30 protein-coding genes are annotated in these 23,842 nt (G+C 68.4%); 13 read left to right on the top strand and 17 right to left on the bottom strand.

Features of this window, described 5'->3' with window-relative positions; translation table 11 throughout:
* Positions 1–51 precede the first annotated feature (51 nt).
* From V0Z78_RS09980 to V0Z78_RS09955, 6 genes are all read left to right on the top strand, one after another.
* Positions 52–426: a cupin domain-containing protein gene (locus tag V0Z78_RS09980; RefSeq protein WP_336344481.1), complete on the top strand. Its 375-nt coding sequence runs from the start codon at positions 52–54 to the stop codon at positions 424–426.
* A 152-nt stretch (positions 427–578) separates the two neighbouring features.
* A complete protein-coding gene (locus tag V0Z78_RS09975; protein WP_336344480.1) occupies positions 579–1,304 on the top strand; it encodes a DICT sensory domain-containing protein in 726 nt (241 codons plus the stop codon).
* Between the two features lie 134 nt (positions 1,305–1,438).
* On the top strand, positions 1,439–3,346 hold the full coding sequence (locus V0Z78_RS09970; RefSeq protein ID WP_336344479.1) for a 2-oxoacid:acceptor oxidoreductase subunit alpha: 1,908 nt from the start codon (positions 1,439–1,441) through the stop codon (positions 3,344–3,346).
* A 3-nt stretch (positions 3,347–3,349) separates the two neighbouring features.
* A complete protein-coding gene (locus tag V0Z78_RS09965; protein WP_336344478.1) occupies positions 3,350–4,285 on the top strand; it encodes a thiamine pyrophosphate-dependent enzyme in 936 nt (311 codons plus the stop codon).
* A gap of 370 nt (positions 4,286–4,655) precedes the next feature.
* Positions 4,656–5,084: an HTH-type transcriptional regulator LrpA1 gene (gene lrpA1 / locus V0Z78_RS09960; RefSeq protein WP_336344477.1), complete on the top strand. Its 429-nt coding sequence runs from the start codon at positions 4,656–4,658 to the stop codon at positions 5,082–5,084.
* A gap of 29 nt (positions 5,085–5,113) precedes the next feature.
* Entirely contained in the window at positions 5,114–5,593 is a 480-nt protein-coding gene (locus V0Z78_RS09955) for an SRPBCC family protein (RefSeq protein WP_336344476.1), read from the top strand.
* On the opposite strand, the gene V0Z78_RS09950 is transcribed toward V0Z78_RS09955, so the two are convergent.
* From V0Z78_RS09950 to V0Z78_RS09940, 3 genes are all read right to left on the bottom strand, one after another.
* Positions 5,590–5,763, bottom strand: a complete 174-nt coding sequence (locus V0Z78_RS09950; protein ID WP_336344475.1) for a hypothetical protein — start codon at positions 5,761–5,763, stop codon at positions 5,590–5,592. The genes V0Z78_RS09955 and V0Z78_RS09950 overlap by 4 nt on opposite strands.
* A gap of 40 nt (positions 5,764–5,803) precedes the next feature.
* Positions 5,804–6,001, bottom strand: coding sequence for a hypothetical protein (locus tag V0Z78_RS09945; protein ID WP_336344474.1), 198 nt, complete (start codon positions 5,999–6,001; stop codon positions 5,804–5,806).
* Between the two features lie 93 nt (positions 6,002–6,094).
* Entirely contained in the window at positions 6,095–7,003 is a 909-nt protein-coding gene (locus V0Z78_RS09940) for an AEC family transporter (RefSeq protein ID WP_336344473.1), read from the bottom strand.
* Between the two features lie 97 nt (positions 7,004–7,100).
* Between V0Z78_RS09940 and V0Z78_RS09935 the strand changes: the two genes are divergently transcribed.
* The gene (locus tag V0Z78_RS09935) at positions 7,101–7,991 is read left to right on the top strand and encodes a DMT family transporter (protein WP_336344472.1); all 891 of its coding nucleotides are present in this window, start codon (positions 7,101–7,103) and stop codon (positions 7,989–7,991) included.
* A gap of 61 nt (positions 7,992–8,052) precedes the next feature.
* Here the strand turns inward: V0Z78_RS09935 and V0Z78_RS09930 are convergent, their stop codons facing one another.
* From V0Z78_RS09930 to btuC, 3 genes are read right to left on the bottom strand one after another with little or no spacing between them, the layout of a single operon-like run.
* Positions 8,053–8,250 (bottom strand): hypothetical protein, encoded by a 198-nt coding sequence (locus tag V0Z78_RS09930; protein ID WP_336344471.1) that lies wholly within the window; start codon positions 8,248–8,250, stop codon positions 8,053–8,055.
* Between the two features lie 25 nt (positions 8,251–8,275).
* Positions 8,276–9,517 carry a heme ABC transporter ATP-binding protein gene (locus V0Z78_RS09925; protein WP_336344470.1) on the bottom strand — a complete coding sequence of 414 codons (1,242 nt, stop codon included), beginning with the start codon at positions 9,515–9,517 and terminating at the stop codon, positions 8,276–8,278.
* Positions 9,514–10,659: a vitamin B12 ABC transporter permease BtuC gene (gene btuC / locus V0Z78_RS09920; protein WP_409338691.1), complete on the bottom strand. Its 1,146-nt coding sequence runs from the start codon at positions 10,657–10,659 to the stop codon at positions 9,514–9,516. The genes V0Z78_RS09925 and btuC overlap by 4 nt, the downstream gene beginning before the upstream one ends.
* Here btuC and V0Z78_RS09915 point away from each other — a divergent pair.
* From V0Z78_RS09915 to V0Z78_RS09895, 5 genes are read left to right on the top strand one after another with little or no spacing between them, the layout of a single operon-like run.
* Entirely contained in the window at positions 10,658–11,761 is a 1,104-nt protein-coding gene (locus V0Z78_RS09915; RefSeq protein WP_336344468.1) for a PGF-CTERM-anchored ABC transporter substrate-binding protein, read from the top strand. The two genes, btuC and V0Z78_RS09915, sit on opposite strands and share 2 nt — an antisense overlap.
* A 40-nt stretch (positions 11,762–11,801) precedes the next feature.
* On the top strand, positions 11,802–12,080 hold the full coding sequence (gene srp19 / locus V0Z78_RS09910) for a signal recognition particle subunit SRP19 (RefSeq protein ID WP_336344467.1): 279 nt from the start codon (positions 11,802–11,804) through the stop codon (positions 12,078–12,080).
* A gap of 1 nt (position 12,081) precedes the next feature.
* On the top strand, positions 12,082–12,309 hold the full coding sequence (locus V0Z78_RS09905) for an H/ACA ribonucleoprotein complex subunit GAR1 (RefSeq protein WP_336344466.1): 228 nt from the start codon (positions 12,082–12,084) through the stop codon (positions 12,307–12,309).
* Between the two features lie 34 nt (positions 12,310–12,343).
* Positions 12,344–13,357, top strand: coding sequence for a presenilin family intramembrane aspartyl protease PSH (locus V0Z78_RS09900; protein WP_336344465.1), 1,014 nt, complete (start codon positions 12,344–12,346; stop codon positions 13,355–13,357).
* A gap of 39 nt (positions 13,358–13,396) precedes the next feature.
* Positions 13,397–13,873 (top strand): hypothetical protein, encoded by a 477-nt coding sequence (locus tag V0Z78_RS09895; protein ID WP_336344464.1) that lies wholly within the window; start codon positions 13,397–13,399, stop codon positions 13,871–13,873.
* A gap of 76 nt (positions 13,874–13,949) precedes the next feature.
* Here V0Z78_RS09895 and V0Z78_RS09890 read toward each other — a convergent pair whose 3' ends face one another.
* The 4 genes from V0Z78_RS09890 to V0Z78_RS09875 all read right to left on the bottom strand — a co-directional run bounded on the left by V0Z78_RS09890 (position 13,950) and on the right by V0Z78_RS09875 (position 17,021).
* Positions 13,950–14,858 carry an endonuclease/exonuclease/phosphatase family protein gene (locus tag V0Z78_RS09890; protein ID WP_336344463.1) on the bottom strand — a complete coding sequence of 303 codons (909 nt, stop codon included), beginning with the start codon at positions 14,856–14,858 and terminating at the stop codon, positions 13,950–13,952.
* 156 nt (positions 14,859–15,014) lie between these two features.
* A complete protein-coding gene (locus V0Z78_RS09885) occupies positions 15,015–16,010 on the bottom strand; it encodes an ornithine cyclodeaminase family protein (RefSeq protein ID WP_336344462.1) in 996 nt (331 codons plus the stop codon).
* Positions 16,011–16,058: 48 nt separating this feature from the next.
* On the bottom strand, positions 16,059–16,289 hold the full coding sequence (locus V0Z78_RS09880; protein ID WP_336344461.1) for a hypothetical protein: 231 nt from the start codon (positions 16,287–16,289) through the stop codon (positions 16,059–16,061).
* Between the two features lie 327 nt (positions 16,290–16,616).
* The gene (locus V0Z78_RS09875) at positions 16,617–17,021 is read right to left on the bottom strand and encodes a DUF3054 domain-containing protein (protein WP_336344460.1); all 405 of its coding nucleotides are present in this window, start codon (positions 17,019–17,021) and stop codon (positions 16,617–16,619) included.
* A 78-nt stretch (positions 17,022–17,099) separates the two neighbouring features.
* On the opposite strand from V0Z78_RS09875, the gene V0Z78_RS09870 reads away from it, so the two are divergent.
* Positions 17,100–17,615, top strand: coding sequence for a GNAT family N-acetyltransferase (locus V0Z78_RS09870; RefSeq protein WP_336344459.1), 516 nt, complete (start codon positions 17,100–17,102; stop codon positions 17,613–17,615).
* A gap of 51 nt (positions 17,616–17,666) precedes the next feature.
* Here the strand turns inward: V0Z78_RS09870 and mnhG are convergent, their stop codons facing one another.
* From mnhG to mbhE, 7 genes are read right to left on the bottom strand one after another with little or no spacing between them, the layout of a single operon-like run.
* Positions 17,667–18,032 carry a monovalent cation/H(+) antiporter subunit G gene (gene mnhG, locus V0Z78_RS09865; protein WP_336344458.1) on the bottom strand — a complete coding sequence of 122 codons (366 nt, stop codon included), beginning with the start codon at positions 18,030–18,032 and terminating at the stop codon, positions 17,667–17,669.
* 22 nt (positions 18,033–18,054) lie between these two features.
* Positions 18,055–18,348 carry a monovalent cation/H+ antiporter complex subunit F gene (locus V0Z78_RS09860; RefSeq protein ID WP_336344457.1) on the bottom strand — a complete coding sequence of 98 codons (294 nt, stop codon included), beginning with the start codon at positions 18,346–18,348 and terminating at the stop codon, positions 18,055–18,057.
* The gene (locus tag V0Z78_RS09855; protein WP_336344456.1) at positions 18,341–19,009 is read right to left on the bottom strand and encodes a Na+/H+ antiporter subunit E; all 669 of its coding nucleotides are present in this window, start codon (positions 19,007–19,009) and stop codon (positions 18,341–18,343) included. Before V0Z78_RS09855 ends, V0Z78_RS09860 begins: the two co-directional genes overlap by 8 nt.
* Positions 19,006–20,595 (bottom strand): complex I subunit 5 family protein, encoded by a 1,590-nt coding sequence (locus V0Z78_RS09850; RefSeq protein ID WP_336344455.1) that lies wholly within the window; start codon positions 20,593–20,595, stop codon positions 19,006–19,008. Before V0Z78_RS09850 ends, V0Z78_RS09855 begins: the two co-directional genes overlap by 4 nt.
* Positions 20,592–20,945: a sodium:proton antiporter gene (locus tag V0Z78_RS09845; protein WP_336344454.1), complete on the bottom strand. Its 354-nt coding sequence runs from the start codon at positions 20,943–20,945 to the stop codon at positions 20,592–20,594. The genes V0Z78_RS09850 and V0Z78_RS09845 overlap by 4 nt, the downstream gene beginning before the upstream one ends.
* Positions 20,942–21,400: an MnhB domain-containing protein gene (locus V0Z78_RS09840; RefSeq protein WP_336344453.1), complete on the bottom strand. Its 459-nt coding sequence runs from the start codon at positions 21,398–21,400 to the stop codon at positions 20,942–20,944. The genes V0Z78_RS09845 and V0Z78_RS09840 overlap by 4 nt, the downstream gene beginning before the upstream one ends.
* The gene (mbhE, locus tag V0Z78_RS09835; RefSeq protein WP_409338690.1) at positions 21,397–23,748 is read right to left on the bottom strand and encodes a hydrogen gas-evolving membrane-bound hydrogenase subunit E; all 2,352 of its coding nucleotides are present in this window, start codon (positions 23,746–23,748) and stop codon (positions 21,397–21,399) included. Before mbhE ends, V0Z78_RS09840 begins: the two co-directional genes overlap by 4 nt.
* Positions 23,749–23,842 lie beyond the last annotated feature (94 nt).

Genomic DNA, 23,842 nt, shown 5'->3' with positions numbered 1-23,842 from the left:
GGTACTAGTGGACGTGGGATTAATGCCGCTCCGACCGTACGGTCAATCGAGATGTCCTACGAGAAGGTCAACTACGCCGACGTCGAGCCGGTCTCGGACGCGATGCACTTCCTTCGCGAGCCGCTGCGAAGCAGGAGCGTCGGCGTGACGATCGTCCGCTGCGATCCGGGCTGGCGGAGCCGAGAACACGACCACGCGGGCGACGAGCACGAGGAGATCTACGTGTTGATGCGGGGCGAGGCGACGGTCAGGGTCGACGGCGAGGACGTGGAGATGGAGAGCGGCGACGTCCTCCGGATCACGCCGGAGTCGACCCGTCAGATCCGCAACAGCGACCAGGAGAGCGCGTTCGTCCTGGTGAGTGGGCCCGAGTTCGACGACGGGAGCGAGGAGGGGTCGTGGTCGTTGAGCGGATTCGCGGGCTGAGCCGGCGCCGTCCGGTCGTCGGTCGGGGAGGCCGGCGCGCTCACGGCGTGTTCGGCGCTCGCAGCGTGGAGCAACGGCGCGTCGACGAGTCGTTCGAGTACGAGAGGGGGGACAACGGCTAAGTTCGCTGCGTCGTTTCGAACGTGCAAGTGATGTCGCTCAGCGAGCTCATCGAGGGGGTAGAGGCGGCCGAGAAGACGCTGGTCGTCTACAACGCTGAGGACGCCGTCGAGGAGATCCGCGAACGGTTCGCCGATCGAAACGTCGCCGTCGAGTCCGCCGACGCGGCGACGAGGCGCGAACGGTTTCTCGTGTTGAGCCACGACGGGGAGTTCCTCGACGCGATCGGCGTCGACGCGCTCCTCGAGGAGCCGGAGACCGAACGGCCCGGCTTCGGGGCCGAGCCGTACCGGCCGATCCTGAGCCGCCTCGACGAGACGATGTTCACCTCCTACGACGGAAGACAGATGCTCGCGGCCTCCCGCGAGATCGAGGACCGTGCCTGGCGGATCGGACGCGGCGAGCTCCACGCGGGGTTCCAGCGACTCTCGACGCTCGAGACCCAGCTCGAGGTCTACACCAGACTCGGCGAGCGCGAGACGCTCACGGTTCACGCCTACGCCGTCCCCGACGCGCCCGTTCCGGAACAGGACGCGTTCTTCGTCCACCCCGAGCGAAGCGAGGAGATCGAACGGTCGTGGTTCGTCGCCTACGACGGTGCCGGACTCAACGAGAACAAATGTGCGCTGCTCGCCGAGGAGCGCGAACCGAACTCGTTCTACGGCTTCTGGACGTACGATCCCGACACCGTCGACTACGTCATCGATCACCTCTCCTCGTCGTACCTCCAGCCCGACGTCAGCTCCGCCGACGGGTGAGCCGGTGGATGAAAAACCCCCCAGTCCTTGCCGGATCGTTCACTATCGTTCCTTGCTAATGGATGGCAAAGCCTTTACTTCGCTCCGGGCGAAGCCCCGTACACTGTGGCCCTCACGGGCCGGGACTCCACACTATGGCTGAAAACGAACTCATCTGGCGAATCGCGGGCGGTTCCGGTGACGGGATCGACTCGACGAGCCAGAACTTCGCGAAGGCCCTGATGCGATCGGGGCTCAACGTATTCACGCATCGACACTATCCATCACGCATTCGAGGCGGCCACACCTACGTCGAGATCCGCGCGAAGGACGAATCCGTCAACTCGCGGGGAGACGGCTACAACTTCCTGCTCGCGCTCGGCGACAGCTTCGCGCGCAACCCCAAGGAGGGCGCCTACTACGGCGACGAGGAGGTCAAGCCGCTGACCGAGAACCTCGACGACCTGCGCGAGGGCGGCATCATCGTCTACGACACGGGGCTGATCGACCCCGACGACGTTCCGGACCTCGATGAGCGCGCCGAGGAGAACAACTGGCACGTCTTCGGCATCGACCTCCGGAGCATGGCCCGCGAACACGGTCGCGAGGTCATGCGGAACACCGCCGGTATCGGCGTGACGGCCGCGCTCCTCGACATGGATCTCGACGAGATGGAGAACCTCATGGAGAGCGCGATGCCCGAGAAGATCCTCGAGCCCAACCTCACCATCCTCCACGAGGCCTACGAGATGATGCAGGAGGAGTACGAGTTCGACCACGAGCTCCGTGTTCCCCAGGGCGAACACGAGGAGGACCAGGTGCTGATCTCCGGATCGAACGGCGTCGCCTACGGCGCGCTCGACGAGGGCTGTCGGTTCATCGCGGGCTACCCGATGACCCCCTGGACCGACGTGTTCACGATCATGTCCCAGCACCTGCCGGAGTTCGGCGGGATCTCCGAACAGGTCGAGGACGAGATCGCGGCCGCGGCCCTCGCGCTCGGTGCCTCCCACGCCGGCGTCAAGGCGATGAGCGGTTCTTCGGGAGGTGGCTTCGCGCTGATGAGCGAGCCCCTCGGCCTCGCCGAGATGTCGGAGACGCCGATCGTGCTCGTCGAGGCGATGCGCGCGGGCCCCTCGACGGGGCTACCCACCAAGCCAGAACAGGGCGACCTCGAGCACGTGCTCTACTCGAGTCAGGGCGACTCGAACCGACTCGTGTTCGCTCCGAGCACGCCCTCCGAGGCGTACGACCAGACCCGGAAGGCGTTCGAACTCGCCTACGAGTACCAGATGCCGGCGATCGTCGTGATCGACCAGAAGCTCTCGGGCGAGAACGAGAACGTCCCCGAGAGCTTCTTCGACCGCGAACCGAACCCGGACCTGGGAAGCGTCCTCACCGAGGAGGAGCTCGAGGACGCTCCCCACGACCCCTCGGGCGGAACGTTCAACCGATTCAGCCACGACGACCCCGAGGACGACGGCGTCCGGCCGCGCTCGCTGCCCGGCCAGAAGGGCGGGCGGTTCCTCGTGACCGGCAACGAGCACAACGAGGCCGGCCACATCGAGGAGGACCCCGACAACCGGGTCATCCAGATGGACCTGCGGATGAAGAAGCTCGAGTCGGTCCGCTCGGAGCTCGATAGCGACCCCGAGAGCTCACACCAGACCTACTTCGGCCCCGACGAGGCCGACTACGGCATCGTCACCTGGGGCTCCAGCCAGGGGGCGGTCGAGGAGGCCGTCGACCGGCTCAACGACGACGGCCACTCGGTGAAGGCGGTCGGCGTCAGCGACCTGATGCCGTACCCCGAAGAGGAGATGACGGCGTTCCTCGAGAGCGTCGACGAGGCGTTGGTCGTCGAGATGAACGCCACGGCCCAGTTCCGCGGGCTGACCCAGAAGGAGCTCGGCCAGTTCGGCGAGAAGCTGACCAGCCTGCTCAAGTACGACGGCAACCCGTTCGAACCCGCCGAGATCGTCGAGGGGTTCGAACTCCAGATCAACGGCGGCACGGACGCGCCGTCGGCGAACACGCGGCTCGAACCAGCCATCGGTGACTAAATCATGAGTGCATTCAACGCGATCGGAGAGGAACGGGAGATCGACCGAGAGGAGTTCACGCCGGGGATCGAACCCCAGCCGACGTGGTGTCCGGGCTGTGGCGACTTCGGCGTCCTGAAGGCGCTGAAACAGGCGATGCCCGAGGTCGGCCGAACCCCTGACGAGACCCTGCTCGTCACCGGCATCGGCTGTTCGGGCAAGCTCAACAGCTACTTCGAGAGCTACGGCTTCCACACGATCCACGGCCGGTCGCTACCGGTCGCTCGTGCGGCGAAGCTCGCGAACCCCGGCCTCGAGGTCATCGCCGCCGGCGGCGACGGCGACGGCTACGGGATCGGCGGGAACCACTTCATGCACACCGCCCGCGAGAACCACGACATGACCTACATCGTGTTCAACAACGAGATCTTCGGGCTCACGAAGGGCCAGACCTCGCCCACCAGCCCGAAGGGTCACAAGTCGAAGACCCAGCCAAGCGGGAGCGCGAAGGACCCGATCCGTCCACTCTCGCTCTCGCTGACCTCGGGTGCGAGCTACATCGCCCGGACGGCCGCCGTCAACCCCAACCAGGCCAAGCAGATCCTGGCCGAGGCGATGGAGCACGACGGCTTCGCGCACGTCGACTTCCTCACCCAGTGTCCGACCTGGAACAAGGACGCAAAGCAGTACGTCCCGTACATCGACGTCCAGGAGAGCGAGGACTACGACTTCGACGTTCACGACCGCGACGAGGCCGCCGCCATGATGCGCGAGGCCGAGGACTCGCTCAACGAGGGGACGGTGCTCACCGGCCGGTTCTACGCCGACGACGAGCGCCCCTCCTACCAGGAGGAGAAGATCGCGATCGGCGAGATGCCCGAGGAGCCGCTCGCCGAGCGGTACTTCGACGACGACTACGAGTGGGAGCGCTCGGCGGACCTGCTCGACCGCCATAAGTAACCGACGCCGACACGTCCGGCGGTTTTTTCGCCGCGCGCTGACTGCGACCGCGAAGCTCAGCGTGACGATCAACGAGACACTGAGCGCCAGCGCGACCGATGAGGAGCCGACACAGGGTCCGAACGGGTCGGAGTCGACGACCACGCCACCGGCGACGAACACGGGCTGAGCGGCGGATCGCGGCGGGATCGACCGTCCACGTCGGAACGACGAGACCACGGCCGACCCGGACGACCGTGCTCGCGACGAGTCCAAGGATCATATCAGTCCCGGCGGAGTCGTGCGTCGAAGCCGTAGCGGCCGTCCTCCGATCCGTCGGATCGCTTTTCGGTTCGGAAGGTATTTTTCCATCGATGCAAAACGTAAGGGTGTGGCGACGAACTCGACAGCCGATGAGATCCTGGCCGTGCTCGAGGAGGACGCCCAGGCGTCGTATGCGGAGATCGCCCAGCGCGCGGGCGTCTCGAAGCCGACGGTCCGGAAGTACATCGATCAGCTCGAGTCCGATGGTGTGATCGTCGGCTACTCCGCGGACGTCAACCCGAAGAAGCTCTCGGGGCGGTCGATCGCGATTGTCGGCATCGACGTCGAGAGCGAGCGCTACGTCGACGCGACCCGCGAGCTGTCGGAGCTCGACGCCGTCGAGGCGCTCTACACCTCCTCGGGCGATCACATGCTGATGGCCGAGGTCCGCGCGCCCGACGGCGGCGCCGTCGGTGAGATCATCAGCGATGAGATCCTCACGATCGAGGGCGTCACCGCCGCCCACCCCTCGTTCCTCCAGGAACGCCTGAAGTAGTTTTTACTGCCCCGACCCCAACGGCGTGTATGGCGACCTACGAGCGCGAGGTCTACGTGGCAGCACCCCTCGACGACGTCTGGGAGTTCCACTCGCGGATCAGTGGTCTAGAGGCGCTCACGCCCGGGTGGATGGGACTCTCCGTCGAACGGGTTCGGGGACCCGACGGCGAGGTCGACCCCGCGGTTCTCGAGGCCGGTTCGAAGATCGAGATGGAGCTTCGCCCGCTCGGCGGGCCCTCACAGTCGTGGACCTCCGTCATCACCGATCGCGAGGAGAGCGAGGGACGTGCGACGTTCCGCGACGAGATGCGCGGCGGTCCCTTTCGGCGGTGGATCCACGTCCACCAGTTCCTCGCGGAGGGGTCGGGAACGCGGATCCGCGACACCGTCCACTACGAGCTTCCGGGCGGCGAACTCGGGCGGCTGGTCGGCCCCGCGGCGGCCGTCGGCTTCGAGCCGATGTTCCGGTATCGCCACCGGAAGACGAAGGAGCTCCTCGAGTCCTAACGGCGCTCGACGCGTAGGACGTCCTCCGGGCGCCCGCCGCGCCGAACGTACCGGACCGGATCGCGTTCGACGTCGAAGAGGACGATCCGAACGACGAGCCGTCCGCTCGAGAGCGTCGCGCGCAGCACCGGCCCTCGGCTCGTCACCGTCACGTACGGCGGGGCGGCCACGGGAGAGGCGGGGAGCGCCCCGCCGAGGATCTGGGCGGCGTCAGACGAGCATCGCCGGATACCGCTCGAGGAGGCCGGCGCGTTCGAGTTCCGCTCGAAGGGGCTCGACGACCTGCTCGCGGCGCGTCGCCGGCCCGTCCGTCGCGGCGGTGACGGCGTCGGCACGCTCGATCGTCGCCGTGAGGGTCGTGTGGTGGTTCGCGAGCAGGCGCTCGCGGATCCGTCTCGGTTCGCTCACGGTCGTGTCTCACGCGCCTCCAGTAACACACGTTCGGTACGACTTCTCCGACTGAGGAAGGAGACACGGAAGGACCTCCCGAGTCGATCCCGACTACCCGACCAGCGCGACGAGGGCGAACAGCGTCCCGATCGAGGCGAGCGTCGTGACGAAGACGTTCAGCGACGCGAACTCCCGATCGCCGCCGAGTTCGCTCGCGAAGACGTACGTGGAAACGGCGGTCGGCGTCCCGAGCATCACGACGCCCGCGGTGAACGTCGCGGCGTCGACCGCGAGAACGGAGAAGACGCCCCACGCCAGCGCTGGCATGCAGCCGACCTTGAGCACCACGATCAAACCGGTCGCGCCGAGATCGGGCACCCTGGAGCCGACCTGGAGCGACGCGCCGACACACAGCAGCGCCAGCGGGAGCGCGAGCGTGCCGACGACGTCGAGTCCGGCGGCGACGGGAGTCGGAACGGCGACGCCGATCGATCCGACGGCGAGGCCGGCGATCAGCGACGCCAGCACCGGGTTCCTCGCGAGCCGACCCAGCTGACCGGGGATCGAGACGTCGGCGCCGTTGATCGTGCTGAGTACGAGGATCGTCATCGGGAGCTGGACCAGCGAGACGACGCCGAGGACCACGCTCGCGATCGCGGTCACGTCGGGACCGAACGTCGCGGCGACCAGCGGCAGTCCGAGGTAGCCGAGGTTCGAGTGGTAGGACTGGACGACCGCGACGCTCCGGCGCGCTCGCGAGGAGCGGTCCCGATGGACGACCCAGGCGAGAAGCGCGGTCCCGAACAGAACGGCCAGGAGTCCCGCGAGCAGCGTCGTCGAGAGGAGGTCACGGATCGAGCGGTCGTACGTCGAGACGAGGATCAACGCCGGCAGCGCGACGTAGTAGGCGAGCGCGTTCAGCCGATCGGTCCGGGCGTCGTCGAGAACGCCGGTCCGGCGCAGCCCGGTCCCGACCAGCAACAGCGCGAGCAACCCGACTAGCCGGACGAGAAGCTCCATTCACGCGCCCTATCCGACGCGGGAGTTTGACCGTTGGGATCCGCGGGATCGCCGTGCGAACGGACGGTATAAGCGCCCGCCGACCGACACCCCGGACGTGTTCGACCCTCGGGTTTCCCCGCCGGTCGCGCTCGGGTTCTCCATTCTCGCGCTCAGCACGAGCGCGATCCTCGTCCGCTGGAGCGTGGCGCCGAGCGTCGTCGTCGCCTTCTACCGCGTGCTCTTTACCCTGCTGTTGCTCGCACCGGTCGCGCTGGCTCGCCACCGAGCGGACTTTCGCGCGCTGTCGGCCCGTGACGGGCTGGTTGCGGCCGTCACCGGCATCGCGCTCGCGATCCACTTCGCGGCGTGGTTCGAGAGCCTCGAGTGGACGAGCGTCGCCGCGAGCGTTACTCTGGTGCAGACCCAGCCGGTGTTCGTCGCGGTCGGGGCCGTCCTCCTGCTGGACGAACGGGTCACCGCTCGGACGGGCGGCGGGATCGCGCTCGCGCTCTGTGGTGCCGTCGTCATGTCGGTGAGCGACCTCCTCGCGGGCTCGGCGTTCGCGGGGACCGCCCTCTACGGCAACGCGCTCGCGGTCCTCGGGGCGGTGATGGCCGCCTGCTACGTGCTCGCGGGCCGATCGCTCCGCCAGCGCGTCGCACTGTTGCCGTACGTGACGGTCGTCTACGGGGCGTGTACGCTCTGCCTGCTCGGCCTCGCGCTCGCGGGCGGCGAGGCACTTACGGGCTACCCCCCGCGGGAGTGGGCGCTGTTCCTGGCGATGGCGATCGGTCCCGGCGTGCTCGGCCACACGGTGGTGAACTGGGCGCTCGCCCACCTCGAGTCGAGCGTCGTCAGCGTCTCGCTGCTGGGCGAACCCGTCGGCGCGACCCTGCTCGCGCTGGTGTTGCTCGCCGAGGTGCCAGGCGCGTTCACGGTCGCGGGCGGCGCGGTCGTGCTCGCCGGCATCGTCGTCACGGCCCGCGCACAGCGCCTCGGCACGTAGGACATACAGATCGGTGCGCTCTGCCGGTAGCTCGAGAACGAGCGAATTCCCGTCGGTGATCTCATCGGCTCCACGAGTCGGGCGCGATGCCCAGCCGACGCGCCAGCGGCGGGTAGCCGAGCGCGACGACCGCCGCGATCCCGAGCGAGATCCAGAAGTTCGACTCGCCGGTCAGCCCGTAGACGAGCGCGATGCCGACGAGGTAGAACAGGAGCATCGCGACGTAGTGAGGGAGCAGCTCCCGCCAGTTCGAGGCCATGTCCGAGGGTCGACCCCATCGAGAATTAAACCTCCCCCTCGTCGGTGATCGCCCGCTCGACCGCGCCGAGCACCCCGCCGGTGTCGACGACGGTCGCCCTCGATCGCAGCCGTTCGTACCGCCTCTTCGCGTCCTCGCCAGCGTAGTTGCGCTCGTCGAACGGGCGTTCCTCGACGAGCACCAGCCGGTCGCTCTCGGCAGCACACTCTAGGTTCGCGAGGTTTCCCTCCCCGATCTCGCAGTCGCCGACGACGACCACGTTGGCGCTCGCGACGCGCTCGCGTACCGCCTCGCGTGCGTCCTCGTCGACGGGAGCAAAGGGCGGGACCGCGACCGCCTCGATGCCGAGCAGCCGGGCGGTCTCGAGGTCCGAGTCGCCCTCGTTGAGCGCGCCGACCGAGGTCTCGTAGCCCGCCGCGGAGAGGACGTACAGCACCCTTGAGACGCTGGCGCCGCCACCGATCACGTGGACGCGTCCCTCCCGATCCCCTGAACTCGTCTCGGGGAGCGCGGTGACGTAGACCGCGCCAGTGACGGGGTGGCGGCTGACGACCGCCCGCGTGTCGAACGCTCGAGTGAGGTTCGACTCGGTCAGCACCCGCTCGGGCGGGCCGCTCTCGAGCACCCGCCCCTCCGCGAGCAACACGAGTTCGTCGCAGTAGTGGGCCGCCAGGTTGAGGTCGTGGATCGCCGCGATCACCGTCTTTCCCTCGTCGACGAGGTCGCGAACGAGTTCGAGCGTGCGGAGCTGGTGGTTGATGTCGAGGCTCGCGGTCGGCTCGTCGAGTAGGAGTATAGGGGTGTCCTGGGCGAGCGCACGCGCGAGGACCACCCGCTGGCGCTCGCCGCCGCTGACCGAGTCGATCGGACGGTCGGCGAACTCCTCCGTGTCCGTCCGTTCGAGCGCCCGGGCGACCATCGCGTCGCCACCCTCGTCTCCGGGTCGGAGCCGCGATCGGTAGGGAGTGCGCCCCATCGCGACGACGTCACGGACGTCGAAGTCGAACGAGAGGCTCGTGTCCTGGGGGACCGCGGCGACCCGCCGGCTCGCTGCCCGCGAGGGGAGGTCGTGGACGTCCTCGCCGTCGAGGACCACGCTTCCGGCGTCGGGAGAGAGCACGGCACCGATCGTCCGCAGCAGCGTCGACTTGCCCGCGCCGTTGGGGCCGACGAGGCCCACGAACCGACCCTCGTCGACGTGGGCGCTCACGTCCTCGAGGATGCGCACGCCGCCCAAGCGAACGTCGACGTCGCGGACGTCGATCACAGCGCGTGCACCTCCCGGCTCCGCAGCAGGTAGAGGAAGAAGGGCGCGCCCAGCGCGGCGGTGACGATCCCGACGGGCACCTCGGCGGGACCGGAGCGCGCGAGGGTGTCGGTGGCGACGAGGAAGACGCTTCCCGCGAGCGCGCTCGTCGGCAGCAGGATCCGGTGGTCGGGACCCACGAGCAGGCGCATCATGTGAGGGACGATCAGTCCGACGAAGCCGATCACGCCCGAGACGGCGACGCCGGCGGCGGTGATCACGCTCGCGGCCGCGAGCAACACCCGTTTGGTTCGCTCGACCTCGATCCCCAGCGTCTGGGCGTCCTCCTCGCCCAGAAGGAGGACGTTGAGGTCGGGCGCGTAGATCAACAGGAGGACGAACACGGGGATCACGACCGGTAACGAGAGTCCGACCTCGGACCACGTGCTGTTGTGGAGGTGGCCCATCAGCCAGTAGACTGCCTGCTCGAGGCTCTCGCCGCTGTTGATCAGCAGGTAGGAGATCACCGCCCCGAGGAAGGTCTGGATCGCGATGCCGGCGAGCAGCAGCGTCGCCACCGGGGTGCGCCCACCCTCGCTGGCGACGAGATACACCGCGAACGCGGTGACGACCGCGCCGACGAACGCCGCCGGACGCAGGCCGACTCCCAGCGGAAGGACGATCGACGCGACGGCGCCGACGGCCGCCCCCGAGGAGACGCCGATGATCGAGGGGTCGGCCATCGGGTTGCGGAAGAAGCCCTGCATCACCGTGCCGGCGGTGGCGAGCGCGAAGCCGACGACCGCCGCGAGCAGCACCCTGGGGAGTCGGATCCGCATGACGATCGTCTCGTGGGTCTCCGGGACGACGAACGCGAAGGCGGGTCTTGTCTCGATGCGGGGGACGGGGACGGTGAGTGACCCGACGCCCATCGGCGTCGAGGCACCCAGTTCGCTGGGAATCGACAGCGCGTTGAGCAGCACCTTCGCGACGATCACGGGGTCGATCCGGACGGGTCCGAGCGCCGTGCTCAGGAGGATCACGCCGATCAGCACGACGAGCAACCCAGCGGACCAGGCCCCCGTCAGCGTACGGCTCGACACAGCGGAAAGTAAAGTTGCTTTAGGTAAATATTTATTGAACAGGAGCGCAGTCCGGTGCATGCATCGATTTCTATCAGTGGTCGTCGCGCTGTGCGTCCTGATCTCGACGATGGGGGTAGGGGCCGTCGGCGCGGCGGGAGACCACGGTGGCGTCGCGGCGGCACAGGTGGAGTGTGAGTTCCCCTTCACCGGGACGGACGCGACCGGCGAGGAGGTGACGATCGAGGAGGAACCGCAACGCGTGGTCGCCATGCAGCCGAGTGACGCCCAGACGCTCTGGGAGATCGGCGCCCGCGATAAGGTCGTCGGGATGCCCGTCGGCCAGTACACCGACTACCTGGAGGGCCACGACGAGCCCGAGGACATCACGGAGGACGACGGTATCACCGTCAGTACCGAGCGCGTGATCCAGCTCGAACCCGACCTCGTGGTGGCCTCGTCGGTCGCCGACGAGGACCAGGTCGAACAGCTCCGCGACGCTGGCCTGACGGTCTACCAGTTCGGACCGGAGACCTCGATCGACGACGTGATCGCGAACACCGAGACCACCGGCCAGCTCGTCGGCGAGTGCGAGGGCGCGAACGAGTCGGTCGAGTGGATGAACCAGGAGATCGGCGCGATCGAGGAGGCGGTCGAGGGCGAGGAGCGGCCCACCGTTCTGTACGCGATGGGCGACGGATTCACCGCGGGCCAGGGGACGTTCATCGAGGAGATCGTCACGACCGCGGGCGGCGAGAATCTGGGTAGCACGGCTGAGATCGAGTTCTACGGCCAGATCAGCGAGGAGGTCGTGATCGAGGAGGACCCCGACTGGATCGTCTATCCCGATAACTTCGAGGAGCCGCCGGTGAGCGAGCAGGTGCTCTCCGAGACCACCGCCGGCCAGGAGAACCAGGTCGTCGCCGTCGATTCCAACCGGATGAACCAGCCCGGTCCGCAGGTGATCTACGCGATCGACACGCTGGCCGAGACGTTCCACTCCGATGCGTACGCGGCCGCCCAGGAGGGCGGGGAGGCGAACGAGACCGACGAGTCCGGGAACGAGACCGGTGGTGGCGATGACTCCGCCGGCGAGTCCGGCGAGGACCAGCCCGGCTTCGGCATCGCGGCGGCGCTCGCGGCGCTCGTGCTGGCTGCCTTCCTGTTCCTGCGACGGCGATAGGTCGGAAGGGGTTTTACTTTCGGCCCGTCGAGAGGGAGACATGGTCGAGAACGTCATCTGGCCCGCCTACCTCGATTCGGAGATCTCCCGATCGAAGGGCCGGCGCGTCCCCGAGAGCCTCGCGGTGCCCGAGCCAACGGTCGACGAGATCGCCGCCGCCGTCCAGCAGGTGGGCTACGACGCGGTCATCGAGCGGGATCTCACGTATCCCCGCGAGTACGAACCCCGGGGGCGGGTGCTCGTGAAGGACGCCGACGACGCCTCGAAGAACGACCTCGTCCAGGCGGTCGCGGCGTACGTGACCGCTCTGAGGGAGTGAGATGAAGCGCGTCGGCGAGGTCGTCCGGACCGCACAGGGACTGGCGATCGTCCGCGCTCCCGGCGACGATCAGCCCGGCATCGGCGCGACCGTCCTCGACGAGCAGCTCTCCGCGGTCGGGCGCGTGGTCGACGTCTTCGGGCCCGTCTCCCGACCGTACCTCGCGGTCGTCCCCGACGACCGATCGGCGCTGCCGGGGCTGCTCGGCGGGAAGCTCTACGTCCGATAGCAACACCGAAGGGCCGCGAGCAGGAGTCAGGGATATGGACCACCGTAGCCGCGTGCTGCTCGCCGTCGCCGGGACGGTCGGCCTCTTTCTCTGCATCCAACTCGGGGCGCTCGCGCTGGTCGAGCCGTTCCAGTCCGCGGGCCTCCAGCCCGTCGAGAACCCCGACGACCCGAGCAACAGCCTGCTCTACGTGGGGGCGATCATCGTCGCGACGGGGCTGATGCTCGCGGCGTTCAGATTCGAGTTCGAGTGGCTGATCCGGGGGATGGTGATCCTCGCGAGCGTCTTCCTCTCGTGGTACGTCCTGATCGTAATCCTCCCGCCGCTGATCACCCTCGGCGGCGTCCACGTCCTCGCGGTCGTCGGCGCGCTGGGAGTCGGCGCCGGCCTCGCGTTCCACCCCGAGTGGTACGTGATCGACGCCGCCGGCGTGGTGATGGGTGCGGGTGCCGCGGGGCTGTTCGGCATCACCTTCGCCGTCCTCCCGGCGACCGTCCTGCTCGTCGTCCTCGCCGTCTACGACGCCATCAGCGTCTACGGCACGAAGCACATGCTCTCGCTCGCCGATAGCGTCATGGAGATCAAAGTCCCCGTACTGCTCATCGTCCCCGTCTCTGCCTCCTACTCGTTTCTCGAGGAGGAGCCGCCGTCGGCCGACGGGACGCCGGAGCGTGAAGCGGACGACGGCGATCCGGAAACGTCGAACGGCTCGACGGGTTCGAGCGAGGAGGAGCCGGGTCCCGAGCGCGACGCCTTCTTCATCGGTCTCGGGGACGCCGTCATCCCCACCGTGCTGATCGCGAGCGTGGCCTTCTTCGTCCCGGCGGCGTCGCTCGGCGTCCCCGGACTCGCGCTCACGCTTCCCGCGCTGACCGCGATGGTCGGGATGCTTCTCGGACTGGTCGTCCTGCTGTGGATGGTGCTGCAGGGTCGGGCCCACGCCGGACTGCCGCTGCTCAACGGCGGGACGATCGCCGGCTACCTCGTCGGCGCGCTCGCGAGCGGACTGACGCTGGTCGAGGCGCTCGGGATCGGGCCGTATCTGTAGGGGACCATCGTTAACGTCGCTGCGGACGACGATCCGGACGTGTACGTCCGCGTCACCTCGGAGTTCGACTGCACGCCCGAACGCGCATGGACGGAACTGCTCCGGACGCGCCTGCTCGCGTACGTCGTGTGGCCGCTGGTCGTCTTCGAGCCGCTGGATCCGGACCCGCTGCCGACGCTGTGGAGCGAGGGCGGGTACCTCGTTCGGATCCGCCCGTTCGGGCTGTTCCCGCTCGGAACCCACACCATCCGAATCGAGATCCCGACGGTGGAGACGACGCCGGGAAGCCAGCGATACGAGTTTCGCGACGACGGCTCCGGAGAGCTGCTCTCGACGTGGGACCACCGAATCACGATCGAGGAGACCGACGACGGCCGGACGCGCTACACCGACGCCGTCGAGGTGGGTGCGGGTCTCCTGACGCCGGCGTTCTGGGTGCTTGCCCACCTGCTCTATCGCTACCGACAGCACCGATGGGGTCGGCTCGTGAGGAACGGCTACGACTACTCCCGGTGAATTCCGTCGGTCGACGGCACCTCCCCACGTCCGGGGCGCCTCGACCGGGGCCCGGCCGGGGATCGAGCCTCTCCCGTCACGTCCACGGATCGAGCACCGTCAGCAACGGAAGGTGGTCCGATCGGTACGCACCTACCTGGTCCGGGACCGCTCGATACTCCCGGACGGGAACCGACTCCGGGACGAAGACGTAGTCGATCCGGTCCTGTAGGTCGGGGGAGAACTCGTGGAACGTCCCCTCGGGCCCGGAGACGGCGTCGGCGACCCGGCGGGCGTCGACCAGCGGCGGATCGTCGGTCTCCACGTCCTCCACGACGGCGCAGTACGGCTCCGAGAACGGCGGCGCGTTGAAGTCGCCCGTCACCACCACGGGAAGGCCGTCGGGCACGTGCTCGCCGGCGCGCTCGCGGAGGATCCGCGCCGACTCGAGGCGTGCCCGCTCGCCGATGTGATCGAAGTGCGTGTTGTAGTGCCACAGCTCCTCATCGGTCTCGCGATCGCGAAGACGCGTCCACATCGTTACCCGCGGCAGGTCCGCGTCCCAGCCGATGCTCCCCGGCTCATCGGGCGTCTCCGAGAGCCAGAACTCGCCGGTGTCGAGCGCCTCGAACCGATCCCGGCGCCACGCGATGGGGGCCATCTCCCCCTCGCGGTCGCCGTCCTCACGGCCGGCGGCGTGCCAGCCGAACTCGTCGAGTTCCTCCCGGAGGTCGTCGTACTGGTTCAGCATGGCCTCCTGAATCCCCAGCAGGTCGGGATCGAGCTCGCGGATCATCTCGACGACGCGGCCGAAGCGCTCGTCCCACGAGTACTCGTCCTCGGGGTTGTCGAACCGGACGTTGTACGACACCGCGCGCACCGACGCTCGATCCTCGTCGCGGACGTTCGAGTCGTCCGCGGCACTCATGCCAGCCGTTCCGATCCCGCCCAGCATCACCGCGCCTCCGAGCACGAACCGTCGTCGAGTGGATTGAACCGATACCATGGATGAACCAGACGGCACGAGCCGATATAATTATCCGTAACAATGGTGATAGAATCGTCCGTATCAGTATACTCGGACGGCGATCGGGCCTTCAGCGTCCTGTCAGCGCCTCGCTCGCGGGTCGTTCCTCCCCGCTCGCGGTTCCGATGCGCGCTTTCAGCCGCGCATCGCTTCGCTGGCAGGAGCGAACTTGATGGTCGTGCCCCGACCCTCCTCGCGAGCGCGTTCGTAGAGCATGTGGGCGGCGGCGACGGTCTCGATGCCGGTGCCGCCGCTGTCGAAGACGGTGATTTCCTCGTCGTCGGTCCGGCCCGCCGCGTGGCCGGCGACGACCTCGCCGAGCTCGGCGTGGACGTGGTCCTCGCCGACGGCGTCGGCCTCGATCGCGGCCATCAGCGAGCCGGCGTCCCGGTCCGCCCGGGCGCGTAGATCGAGGACGTACGTCGCCCGCGAGACGGCCCTTTCGTCGAGTTCGTGTTTCTCCGGATCGTACCGGCCCATCGCGGTGACGTGGGTGCCCGGTTCGAGCAGTTCGCCGTCGAACACCGGCTCCGAGGCGTTCGTCGCCGTGATCACGACGTCGGCACCCTCGACCGCATCGGCGCTCTCCTCGACGGCCTCGACCTCGCAATCGAGGCGTTCGCCCGTCTTCTCGGCGAACGCCTCGCGGTTCTCCCGGGTCGGCGAGAACACCCGGACGCGATCGAGGTCGCGGACGGTTGCGGTCGCTCGAAGCTGGCCGCGAGCCTGGGGGCCGCTGCCGATGATCCCCACCGTTCGCGCGTCCTCGCGTGCGAGTTCGTCGACCCCGACGGCGCCCGCCGCACCGGTCTTGAACGGGTTCATCGACGCGCCGTCGAGCACCGCGAGGGGCTCGCCCGACTCGGCGTCGAACAGCGGCGTCACGAACCACGCGTCGCCCCCGCCGAAGCCCGCGCCGTAGGTGTAACCGCCCATGGCGCCCGTCTCCGGCAGGACCGCCAGGTAGCCGGTGAACATTCCCGGCGGGTCGGCGTTGGTGAGCTTCGTCCGTGGCTCCGCAGCGGCACCCTCGCCCCGTTGGCGATAGCCCTCGCGGACGTGTTCAACGTAGTCCGCCGGAGTCGCCAGGTCGGCGAGTTCGTCGCTCGAGAGGAACAGCGCGTCGGTCATGGGTCGGCGTTCGACCGGCGGGGGCAAAACCGTTGAGAAAGGAGCGATTTAGTCCGAGGTCGGTGCGGAACTCTGCTTCGCGGATGCGGACGTCTGAGCCTGTGGGGTCGTCTCGCTGGGACCGTTGACGAACAGCGCGTGGCCGATCAACCCGACCGAGACGAGCGCCGCCGTCGGCACCGCCACGGTGGGCTGAACGCCCAGAAGCGTCAGCGTTCCGGCACCCGCGAACAGCACGAGGGGGATCAGCCCGAGGATGATATCGTAGTAGGAGGTCATGATCTATACTGTTCTATGGATGTCACCCATATAATTCTTCTGCAAATAGATCGGGTGCTATCATTGTAATACCAGTGAAACCGCCCCATAACTTATACTGGCTGTGCGGAGTGTGAGCCTCTTACACGGCTATTTCGGCGTTTCAGCCCTCGAAAATACGATATTGGTCGTCGAAGGGTCGAATCGACGTCGAGTCGGCGGTTTCGGCCGTTCCGAAACCGATCGGCAGGCTAGCGATCGACGGATTTCCAGGACCCGGATCGACCGCAGAAACCGACTGCCGACCCGTCTCCCGATCCGGGCCGGCTATGACGCTAGCGAGGCGTCTCACCGACTGATCGCCGTCGCGACGAGTCTCCAGGGAAGCAGCGTCGCCAGCCCCACGCCGATCGTGACGGCGACGAACGCGGCGGGCGCGCCGCCCTGGAGCCAGGGGGTCGCCCGGAGGCCCAGTCCGACGAGCGCGGCGGCGATCCACGCGATCCCCACCGAGAGGGCCGTCTCGGCGACCGACTCGCGAACCTGGTCGGTGTAGACTCCCAACAGGGGCGCGACGAGCAGCCAGCCGATCAGGAACGGAGCGATCGTCTCGGCCGTGTACGCCGGGGAGGCGAGCGGGTCGATCCCGTGGGTGCGCAGGCCGGCCGAGAGCTGGAGAACGATGATCGCCAGATCGCCGAGCAGGAGGAGGGCGGTCGTCGCCGATCGATCGAACCGCGCCACTGGGGACATGCCTCGGCGTTCGGCCGCCGGGCTCATCTGTCTCCCGGTTTCCACAGCGCTCAACCCCTCGGCCGTCCACCTCCCGGCATGGAACTCGAACTGCTCGGTTGGCCACCCGACGGGCCGACCCTCCGGCTGGACCACCGTCGGTTCAGCTACGCGGGCAAGTTCGTCATGTCCGCCACGGGGAAGGCGGTCGCGCGCGAGGACGGAGAGCTGTTGGGTGCCGTCGCGTTCAACGAGGATCGGACCGACGCCTCCGCGCTCTGGCTCCGGTACGTCACCGTCCGTGCGGATCGCCGCGGTGAGGGGATCGGCCCCCGACTGCTGGCGTTCGTCCGCGATCGCGCCCGCGACCGCGGCTACGAGCGCGTCCGGATCGCCGTCAACAACCCCTTCGCCTACGAGGCGTGCTACCGCGCGGGCTTCGGCTACACCGGCCGGCGGACGGGGCTCGCCGAACTCGTCCTCGAACACCCCGACGAGCGCTCACCGGAGCGCTATCGGGAGGGGATCGACGAGTTCCGCGAACGCGACCTGAGCGCGGACGAGGAGGCGTTTCTGGATCGAAAGCGCGACGCCGATCCGCCCGGCCCCGGGTGATCGCGAGCCGTCCCGGACCGATGGGGCGATGATCCACCTGGAGCCGGTCGGTCAGTCGTCGGCCCGGGTCGACTCGGCCTCGTCCGAGGACTCCTCCGCCCGGGGCCAGGTCACGCTGCCGAGGAACGGGACGCCGACCCGTTCGGCGGACCTGGCGATCATGTGGGCGCCCGTGGGCACCGTCAGAAAGAGGAAGACGATGCCGACCAGCGACGTGAGGCCTTCGGCGCCGGGGCCGAAGTAGACGAAGCCGCCGAGGAAGATCGTGGCGGTCCCGAGCGTCGTCGGCTTGCTCGTCGCGTGCATCCGGTTGTAGACGTTCGGAAACCGGAGCAGCCCGATCGTCCCGACCGTCAGGAAGAAGCAGCCGACGGCGATCAGTGCGACCACCGTGGCCGCTCGTATCGTTCCGACCATGGTTAGCGAGCCTCCGTTTCGCTCATTCGATGATGTCCCCCTCGATGATGAACTTCGCAACCGTCACCGTGGTGATGAACCCGATGATCGCGAGCACGAGACCTACGGTGACGAACAGCCCCCGTCCCGTCTGGAGGGCGAACAGCACGGCGATGGCGACGACGTTGGTGGCGATGGTGTCGATGGCGACCACCCGGTCCGGCACCGTCGGACCGCGGATCGTCCGGTAGCCACACAGCACACAGAGCGCGCTGACGAGGACCAGCGCCGCGTAGACCGCCGTCTCGAGGAACGCCGGATCCGCCGCCTCACTCATCTCTCCCACCTCCGTCGGCGTCCTCGACGCCGTCTCCGGCCGCGTCGGTCCCCTCGAGCCGGTCGGCGTCGATCCGGCGCAGGTACTCCCGATCGCGCTTGCCGCCCGCGTCGATCGAGATCGGCTCCGCGGGATCGTCGGGTCCGAGCTCCTCGTCGAAGACGACGAGCGCGTAGTCCTCCCACGTTCGGATCGGCTCGACGACCGCTCCGGGGTCCCGACCGTCGATCACGTGGACGAACAGCGCGTTCTCCTCCTCCTCGTAGTCGAGCGTGACCGTCCCCGGGGTGAGCGTGATGCTGTTGGCGATGGTCGTGATGCCGAACGGCGTCCGCACCCGAAGCGGGATCAGGATCACCTCCGGTTCGATGGTCACACCCGGCACGAGCACGCGATAGGCGACGTCGACGTTCGCGACCACGATCTCGCGGGTGAACGTCGCCACGTAGAGGAGGGCGGCGGGGATCGAGCGTACCACGTGTTCGAGGTCGATCCGCTCGGAGTAGAGCCGACGGAAGACGAACGCCAATGGGAGCCCGACGACCGACCCGAAGAGGAGTTGGCCGACGAGGGCGTCCACGGTCGGATCGGGACCGCGGACGAACGTCCACAGGACCCCGAAGGCGAGCCCCGCGACGGGCCACGTTCGGACGGGCGTCACTCGATCCCACCTCCGACCGGGTCCACGGCGTCGACGTACGCCCCGCGATCGACCGCGGCCGTCGCGGCCGCGTCGGCGAACTGGTAGACCGGCTCGAACCCGACGCCCACGGCGACGATGAGCGCCGCCAGTCCGACGAGCACGGCCACCTGTACGGCATCGGTCGTCGCGTGCTCCACCGCCGGCGACGCCGACCCCCAGATCCCCTGCGACCACGCCCGCGTCGTGTAGGCGATCGTCAGAATCGATCCCGCGAGCACCGCGACGAGCGCGAACGCGTCGGTCCCCGCGACGGTCCTGAACACGAGCAGCTTTCCGAAGAAGCCCGAGAGCGGGGGGATCCCGACGAGCGAGAGCAGCCCCACGAAGACGGCACCGGAGAGCACCGGCGTGCGTCCCGCCAGCCCGCCGAGGTCGGCGAGCCGGCTCGTCCCCGTCGCGTGGCGCACGGCGGCGGCTGCGAGGAACAACAGCCCCTTCGAGAGCGCGTGGTTGAGCGCGTAGACGAGCGCCGCGAGGATCGCCAACTGCTGAAGCGCCGGCGTCGGGGCGACGGCGGCGATCGCCACGGGGATCGCGATGAAGCCGGCCTGGCCGATGCTGGAGTAGGCGAGCACGCCCTCGATCGTGTCGGCCGAGAGCGCCCCGTAGCCCCCCAGCAGGATGCTGGCGGCACCCATCAGCAGGAGCAACGGCCCGAGGAACGCGAGCGGCGAGTTCCCGGCGACGCCCGGCAGGGGCAGGGAGATCGAGAGCTCCGCCGACGCCAGGACGGTGAAGTAGAGCCGGATGATCGCGTAGATGCCGACCTTCTTCGTCGCCCCCGCGAGCATCGCGGTCACGGGGAACGGCGCGGCCTGGTAGGCCGAGGGCACCCAGAACTGGAACGGGACCAGTCCGGCCTTCAGCGCGAACACCACCAGCAGCAGTACGGAGAGCCCGACGACCGGCTCGACGTGGACGCCGAAGGCCTCCGGATTTGCGAGCCGGCGCGACATGTCCGCCATGTTGAGCGTCCCGGTCGTCGCGTAGAGACCGCCGATCGCGACCAGCATCACGGAGCTCGCGATGAAGTTCATCACGACGTACCGGAGCGCCGCCCGGGTGTGTCTCGCCTCGCCGACGAAGGCGACGAACACGTAGCTCGACATCAACAGCACCTCGAACCAGACGAAGAGGTTGAACAGGTCGCCCGTGAGAAAGGCCCCCGTAACGCCGAGCAGCAGGAAGAAGAAGAAGGGGTAGTAGAACGCCCGCTGGTCGGCGGGGCCGACGTAGCGCGTCGAGAAGACGAGCGAGGCGACGCTGACGACGGCGATCATCGAGAGCATGAACGCCGAGAGGCCGTCGGCGACGAGCGTGATGCCGAACGGGGCAGGCCAGCCCGCCACCTGGTAGGCCATGGCGCCGGGCGCCCCGGGTGCGAGGACGAACCGCCACGCCAGCACCCCGACGCTCGCCGCGTAGCCGAGGACGCCCGCCACGCTCGCGGCGATCTGGGCGTTCGGCCATTCGCGAAGGCCAAGCGTGAGGACGGCCGTCACCAGCACGACGAGCATCGGCGCGACGACGAGCTGTTCGCTCATCGCTCACCCCCCAGATCGGAAACGTCGATCGTCGCGTTCTCCTCGTAGACGCGGAAGCTCAACACGAGCGCGAACGCCGTCATACCGAAGCTGATGACGATCGCGGTCAGCACGAGCGCCTGGACCAGCGGGTCGGTCGTCTCGGGGACCTCGCCGCCGTGGTGGGCGAGCACGGGAACGACCTCGGAGCCCGGCGCCGTGATGCCGCCCATCGTCATGAGGTAGACGTTCGCCGCCTGGCTGTAGAGGGTGATCCCCCACACGACCCGCAGCAGGTCGCGCCGGAGGATCAGGAACGTTCCGAGCGCGAACAACACCCCGATGACGGTCGCGAGCGCGTAGCCGCTCATTCCGCACCCACCACCGAGAGGACTGTGAGGAGGCCGCCGACGACCACGCAGTAGATGCCGAAGTCGAAGACGACCGCGCTCGCGAGCTCGATCTCGTGATAGATCGGTACGTGTTCGACGATCGTGAACGTCTGGGTCAGGAACTGACGGCCGAAGACGAGCGGTGCGAGGCCGCTGCCGACGGCGATCACCAGCCCGAGGAGGAACAGCCGCTGGTAGGCGAAGACGGTTCGCTCCTCGAACTGGTTCTGTTCGACCTCGCGATCGAGCACGCCCTCCTCGAGGAAGTCGAGCCCGTAGCCGATGTAGATGAGCGCGAACGCGGTCACCGTGAGCACGCCGCCGATGAACCCGCCGCCGGGGAGGTTGTGGCCCTCGACGAACAGCGAGACCGCGACGACGAGGATGAGCGGGACGACGAGCCGGGTCGTCGTCCGCATGACGACGGTCGTCACTGGGTCCCACCCCGATTTCGCATCGTCACCAGCGCGATCACCGACAGCGCGGTGATCGCGACGACGGCGATCTCCCCGAGCGTATCGAAGCCGCGGAAGTCGACGAGGATCACGTTGACGACGTTCGTGCCGCCGCCCTCCGGGACCGCCTGCTCGGTGAAGTACCGCGCGAGCGACGGTTCGGCCTCGGGCGTCTCCCGCGTCGAGAGGACGACGGTGACGAAGACGGTCACCCCGACGGCCAACGAGAGCGCGCCGTCGCGGACGGCGTTCGATAGGTCGAGGTCGCCGTAGAACTCCGGGATCTCCTCGAGGATGAGCAGGAAGATGAGCAGCGCGAGCGTCTCGACCACGAGTTGGGTCAACGCGAGGTCGGGGGCGCTGGCGAGAATGTAGAAGATCGCGATCATGAACCCCAGAAGCGAGATCGTGAGCACGCCCGCGACGTGCGAGGGGGCGACGACGACGGCGAGGGCGGCGACGATCGCGACGAGCAACACGAGCACGATCGGGAGCGAGACGACCACCTCCATCGGTGGGATCGAGACGCTCGCGGCGGCGTAACCGGCGAGCACGAAGACGCTGACGGCGCCGAGCATCCACGTCGCGTAGGTCCGGAGGATCCCGTTGTGGACGCGGGACATGAGTCGACCGCTCGACCGTTCGAGCCCCTCGACGGTTCGGTCGTACCACCAGTTCGCGCGGATCGGCGCCAGCGCGGCCAGCCCCGTCAGGACGCCGCGGTGGAGCCGGTCGTAGAACGGGTAGGCGGCCGCGCCGCCGCCGAGCGCGACGACGGTCATCGCGGCCGCCGGCGTCAGCGAGGTCGGGACCCCGACGTGCGTCTCGTGGGCCTCGAGCGCCGTCGCGTCGACCGCCGGCTGGACGATCGCTTCGATCGTCAGGTTGGGTGCGAGGCCGACGACCCCCGCGACGAGCGCGAGCAGGGCCGGCGGCGCGAGCAGGGCGACCGGCGGGCGGTGGACCTCGCCCAACGCGTCGGGTCGGTCGCCGAAAAAGAGCATGAGAAAGCGAATCGAGTAGAGGAAGGTGAACGCGCTGGCGAACACCGCGATGGCGGGGTAGAGCCACCAGAGCCCGCCGGCGGCGTGGGCGGTCTCGTAGGCGGCCTCGAACAGCAGCTCCTTCGAGTAGAAGCCGTTGAACGGCGGAACGCCGGCCATCGACAGCGAGGCGACCGCGGCGACGAGCGCCGTCACGGGGAGGTCCTCGCGGAGTCCGCCGAGTTCGGCGATCCGGCGCGTGCCCGCCTCGTGGGCGACGATGCCCGCGACGAGGAAGAGCGCCGCCTTGAACAGCGCGTGGTTCAGGAGGTGGAACGCGCCGGCCTCGGCGCCGTAGACCTCCGCGAAGCCGAAGCCGGCGATCATCAGCCCGAGGTGGCTCGCCGTCGAGTACGCCAGCAGCTCCTTGATGTCGGTCGAGGCGACCGCGAGGATCGCACAGACGGCCATCGTGAGCAGTCCGAGCGTCGCGAACAGCAGCGTCCACTCGGGACTCGACAGCAGCGGCCGGAGCCGGCCGACGAAGTAGACGCCGACCTTCACCATCGTCGCCGCGTGGAGGAACGCCGAGACCGGCGTCGGCGCCGCCATCGCGTTCGGGAGCCAGAAGTGAAGCGGCACCTGCGCGGACTTCGTGGCCGCGCCGACGGCGACCAGCACGAGCGCGGGTACGAACAGCCCGGCGTCGCGCAGCGCCGTCCGCATCGCCTCGGGGTTCGCGAGCATGGCCGTGAGGTCGAACGTTGCGCTTCCGAGCGCGCTTCCGGTCACGCTAGCCAGCAGGACGAACCCGACGAGCAGGAAGAGGCCGCCGCCGACGGTGACGAACATCGCCATCCGCGCGGCGTAGCGCGAGTCGGCCTCGTCGGTGTAGAAGCCGATGAGGACGAACGAACAGACGCTCGTGAGCTCCCAGAACAGGAAGACTGCGACGAGGTCGGCGGCGAGCGCCACGCCGAGAATGGAGCCCATGAACGCGAGCAACGCCCCGTAGTAGCGCGCCAGGCCGGGTTCGTCGTGCATGTACGCCGCGGAGTAGACGAAGACGAGGACGCCGATCCCGCTCGCGAGCAGGCCGAACAGCAGCGCCCAGCCGTCGACGTAGAAGCGAAGTCCGACGCCGAGCGAGGGGATCCACTCGAGTCCGACGGCTCCCTCGGAGCCGCGCAGCGAGAGGAGGAGGACGAAACAGGCGAGTGCAACGGCCGCGCCGAAGTAGGCCGTTCGTTCGCCGAGGAACCGAAAGAGGAGGGGGACCAGCCCCGTCGCGAGAAACGGCAACGCCACGGCGGCGAACACCAACACGGCTTCCGGAGGACTCAACACAACCGCCCTTTCTCGATGGGCGACTTAATGGTTGACCTTTCACTCGATGTGTGCCGGGATCGATCCGTTCGAGAGTCCGAACGCAACGTCG

Source organism: Halalkalicoccus sp. CG83 (assembly GCF_037081715.1).
Lineage (GTDB): Archaea > Halobacteriota > Halobacteria > Halobacteriales > Halalkalicoccaceae > Halalkalicoccus > Halalkalicoccus ordinarius.
This window is presented reverse-complemented; position numbering and strand designations above follow the sequence as displayed.

Bases quoted from the DNA above. Each gene is read 5' to 3' on its own strand.
- V0Z78_RS09980 (WP_336344481.1), top strand. From the start codon at position 52: ATGTCCTACGAGAAGGTCAACTACGCCGACGTCGAGCCGGTCTCGGAC.
- V0Z78_RS09975 (WP_336344480.1), top strand. From the start codon at position 579: ATGTCGCTCAGCGAGCTCATCGAGGGGGTAGAGGCGGCCGAGAAGACG.
- V0Z78_RS09970 (WP_336344479.1), top strand. From the start codon at position 1,439: ATGGCTGAAAACGAACTCATCTGGCGAATCGCGGGCGGTTCCGGTGAC.
- V0Z78_RS09965 (WP_336344478.1), top strand. From the start codon at position 3,350: ATGAGTGCATTCAACGCGATCGGAGAGGAACGGGAGATCGACCGAGAG.
- V0Z78_RS09955 (WP_336344476.1), top strand. From the start codon at position 5,114: ATGGCGACCTACGAGCGCGAGGTCTACGTGGCAGCACCCCTCGACGAC.
- V0Z78_RS09940 (WP_336344473.1), bottom strand. From the start codon at position 7,003: ATGGAGCTTCTCGTCCGGCTAGTCGGGTTGCTCGCGCTGTTGCTGGTC.
- V0Z78_RS09930 (WP_336344471.1), bottom strand. From the start codon at position 8,250: ATGGCCTCGAACTGGCGGGAGCTGCTCCCTCACTACGTCGCGATGCTC.
- V0Z78_RS09915 (WP_336344468.1), top strand. From the start codon at position 10,658: ATGCATCGATTTCTATCAGTGGTCGTCGCGCTGTGCGTCCTGATCTCG.
- btuC (WP_409338691.1), bottom strand. From the start codon at position 10,659: ATGCACCGGACTGCGCTCCTGTTCAATAAATATTTACCTAAAGCAACT.
- srp19 (WP_336344467.1), top strand. From the start codon at position 11,802: ATGGTCGAGAACGTCATCTGGCCCGCCTACCTCGATTCGGAGATCTCC.
- V0Z78_RS09905 (WP_336344466.1), top strand. From the start codon at position 12,082: ATGAAGCGCGTCGGCGAGGTCGTCCGGACCGCACAGGGACTGGCGATC.
- V0Z78_RS09900 (WP_336344465.1), top strand. From the start codon at position 12,344: ATGGACCACCGTAGCCGCGTGCTGCTCGCCGTCGCCGGGACGGTCGGC.
- V0Z78_RS09890 (WP_336344463.1), bottom strand. From the start codon at position 14,858: ATGGTATCGGTTCAATCCACTCGACGACGGTTCGTGCTCGGAGGCGCG.
- V0Z78_RS09885 (WP_336344462.1), bottom strand. From the start codon at position 16,010: ATGACCGACGCGCTGTTCCTCTCGAGCGACGAACTCGCCGACCTGGCG.
- V0Z78_RS09880 (WP_336344461.1), bottom strand. From the start codon at position 16,289: ATGACCTCCTACTACGATATCATCCTCGGGCTGATCCCCCTCGTGCTG.
- V0Z78_RS09875 (WP_336344460.1), bottom strand. From the start codon at position 17,021: ATGTCCCCAGTGGCGCGGTTCGATCGATCGGCGACGACCGCCCTCCTC.
- V0Z78_RS09870 (WP_336344459.1), top strand. From the start codon at position 17,100: ATGGAACTCGAACTGCTCGGTTGGCCACCCGACGGGCCGACCCTCCGG.
- mnhG (WP_336344458.1), bottom strand. From the start codon at position 18,032: ATGGTCGGAACGATACGAGCGGCCACGGTGGTCGCACTGATCGCCGTC.
- V0Z78_RS09860 (WP_336344457.1), bottom strand. From the start codon at position 18,348: ATGAGTGAGGCGGCGGATCCGGCGTTCCTCGAGACGGCGGTCTACGCG.
- V0Z78_RS09850 (WP_336344455.1), bottom strand. From the start codon at position 20,595: ATGAGCGAACAGCTCGTCGTCGCGCCGATGCTCGTCGTGCTGGTGACG.
- V0Z78_RS09845 (WP_336344454.1), bottom strand. From the start codon at position 20,945: ATGAGCGGCTACGCGCTCGCGACCGTCATCGGGGTGTTGTTCGCGCTC.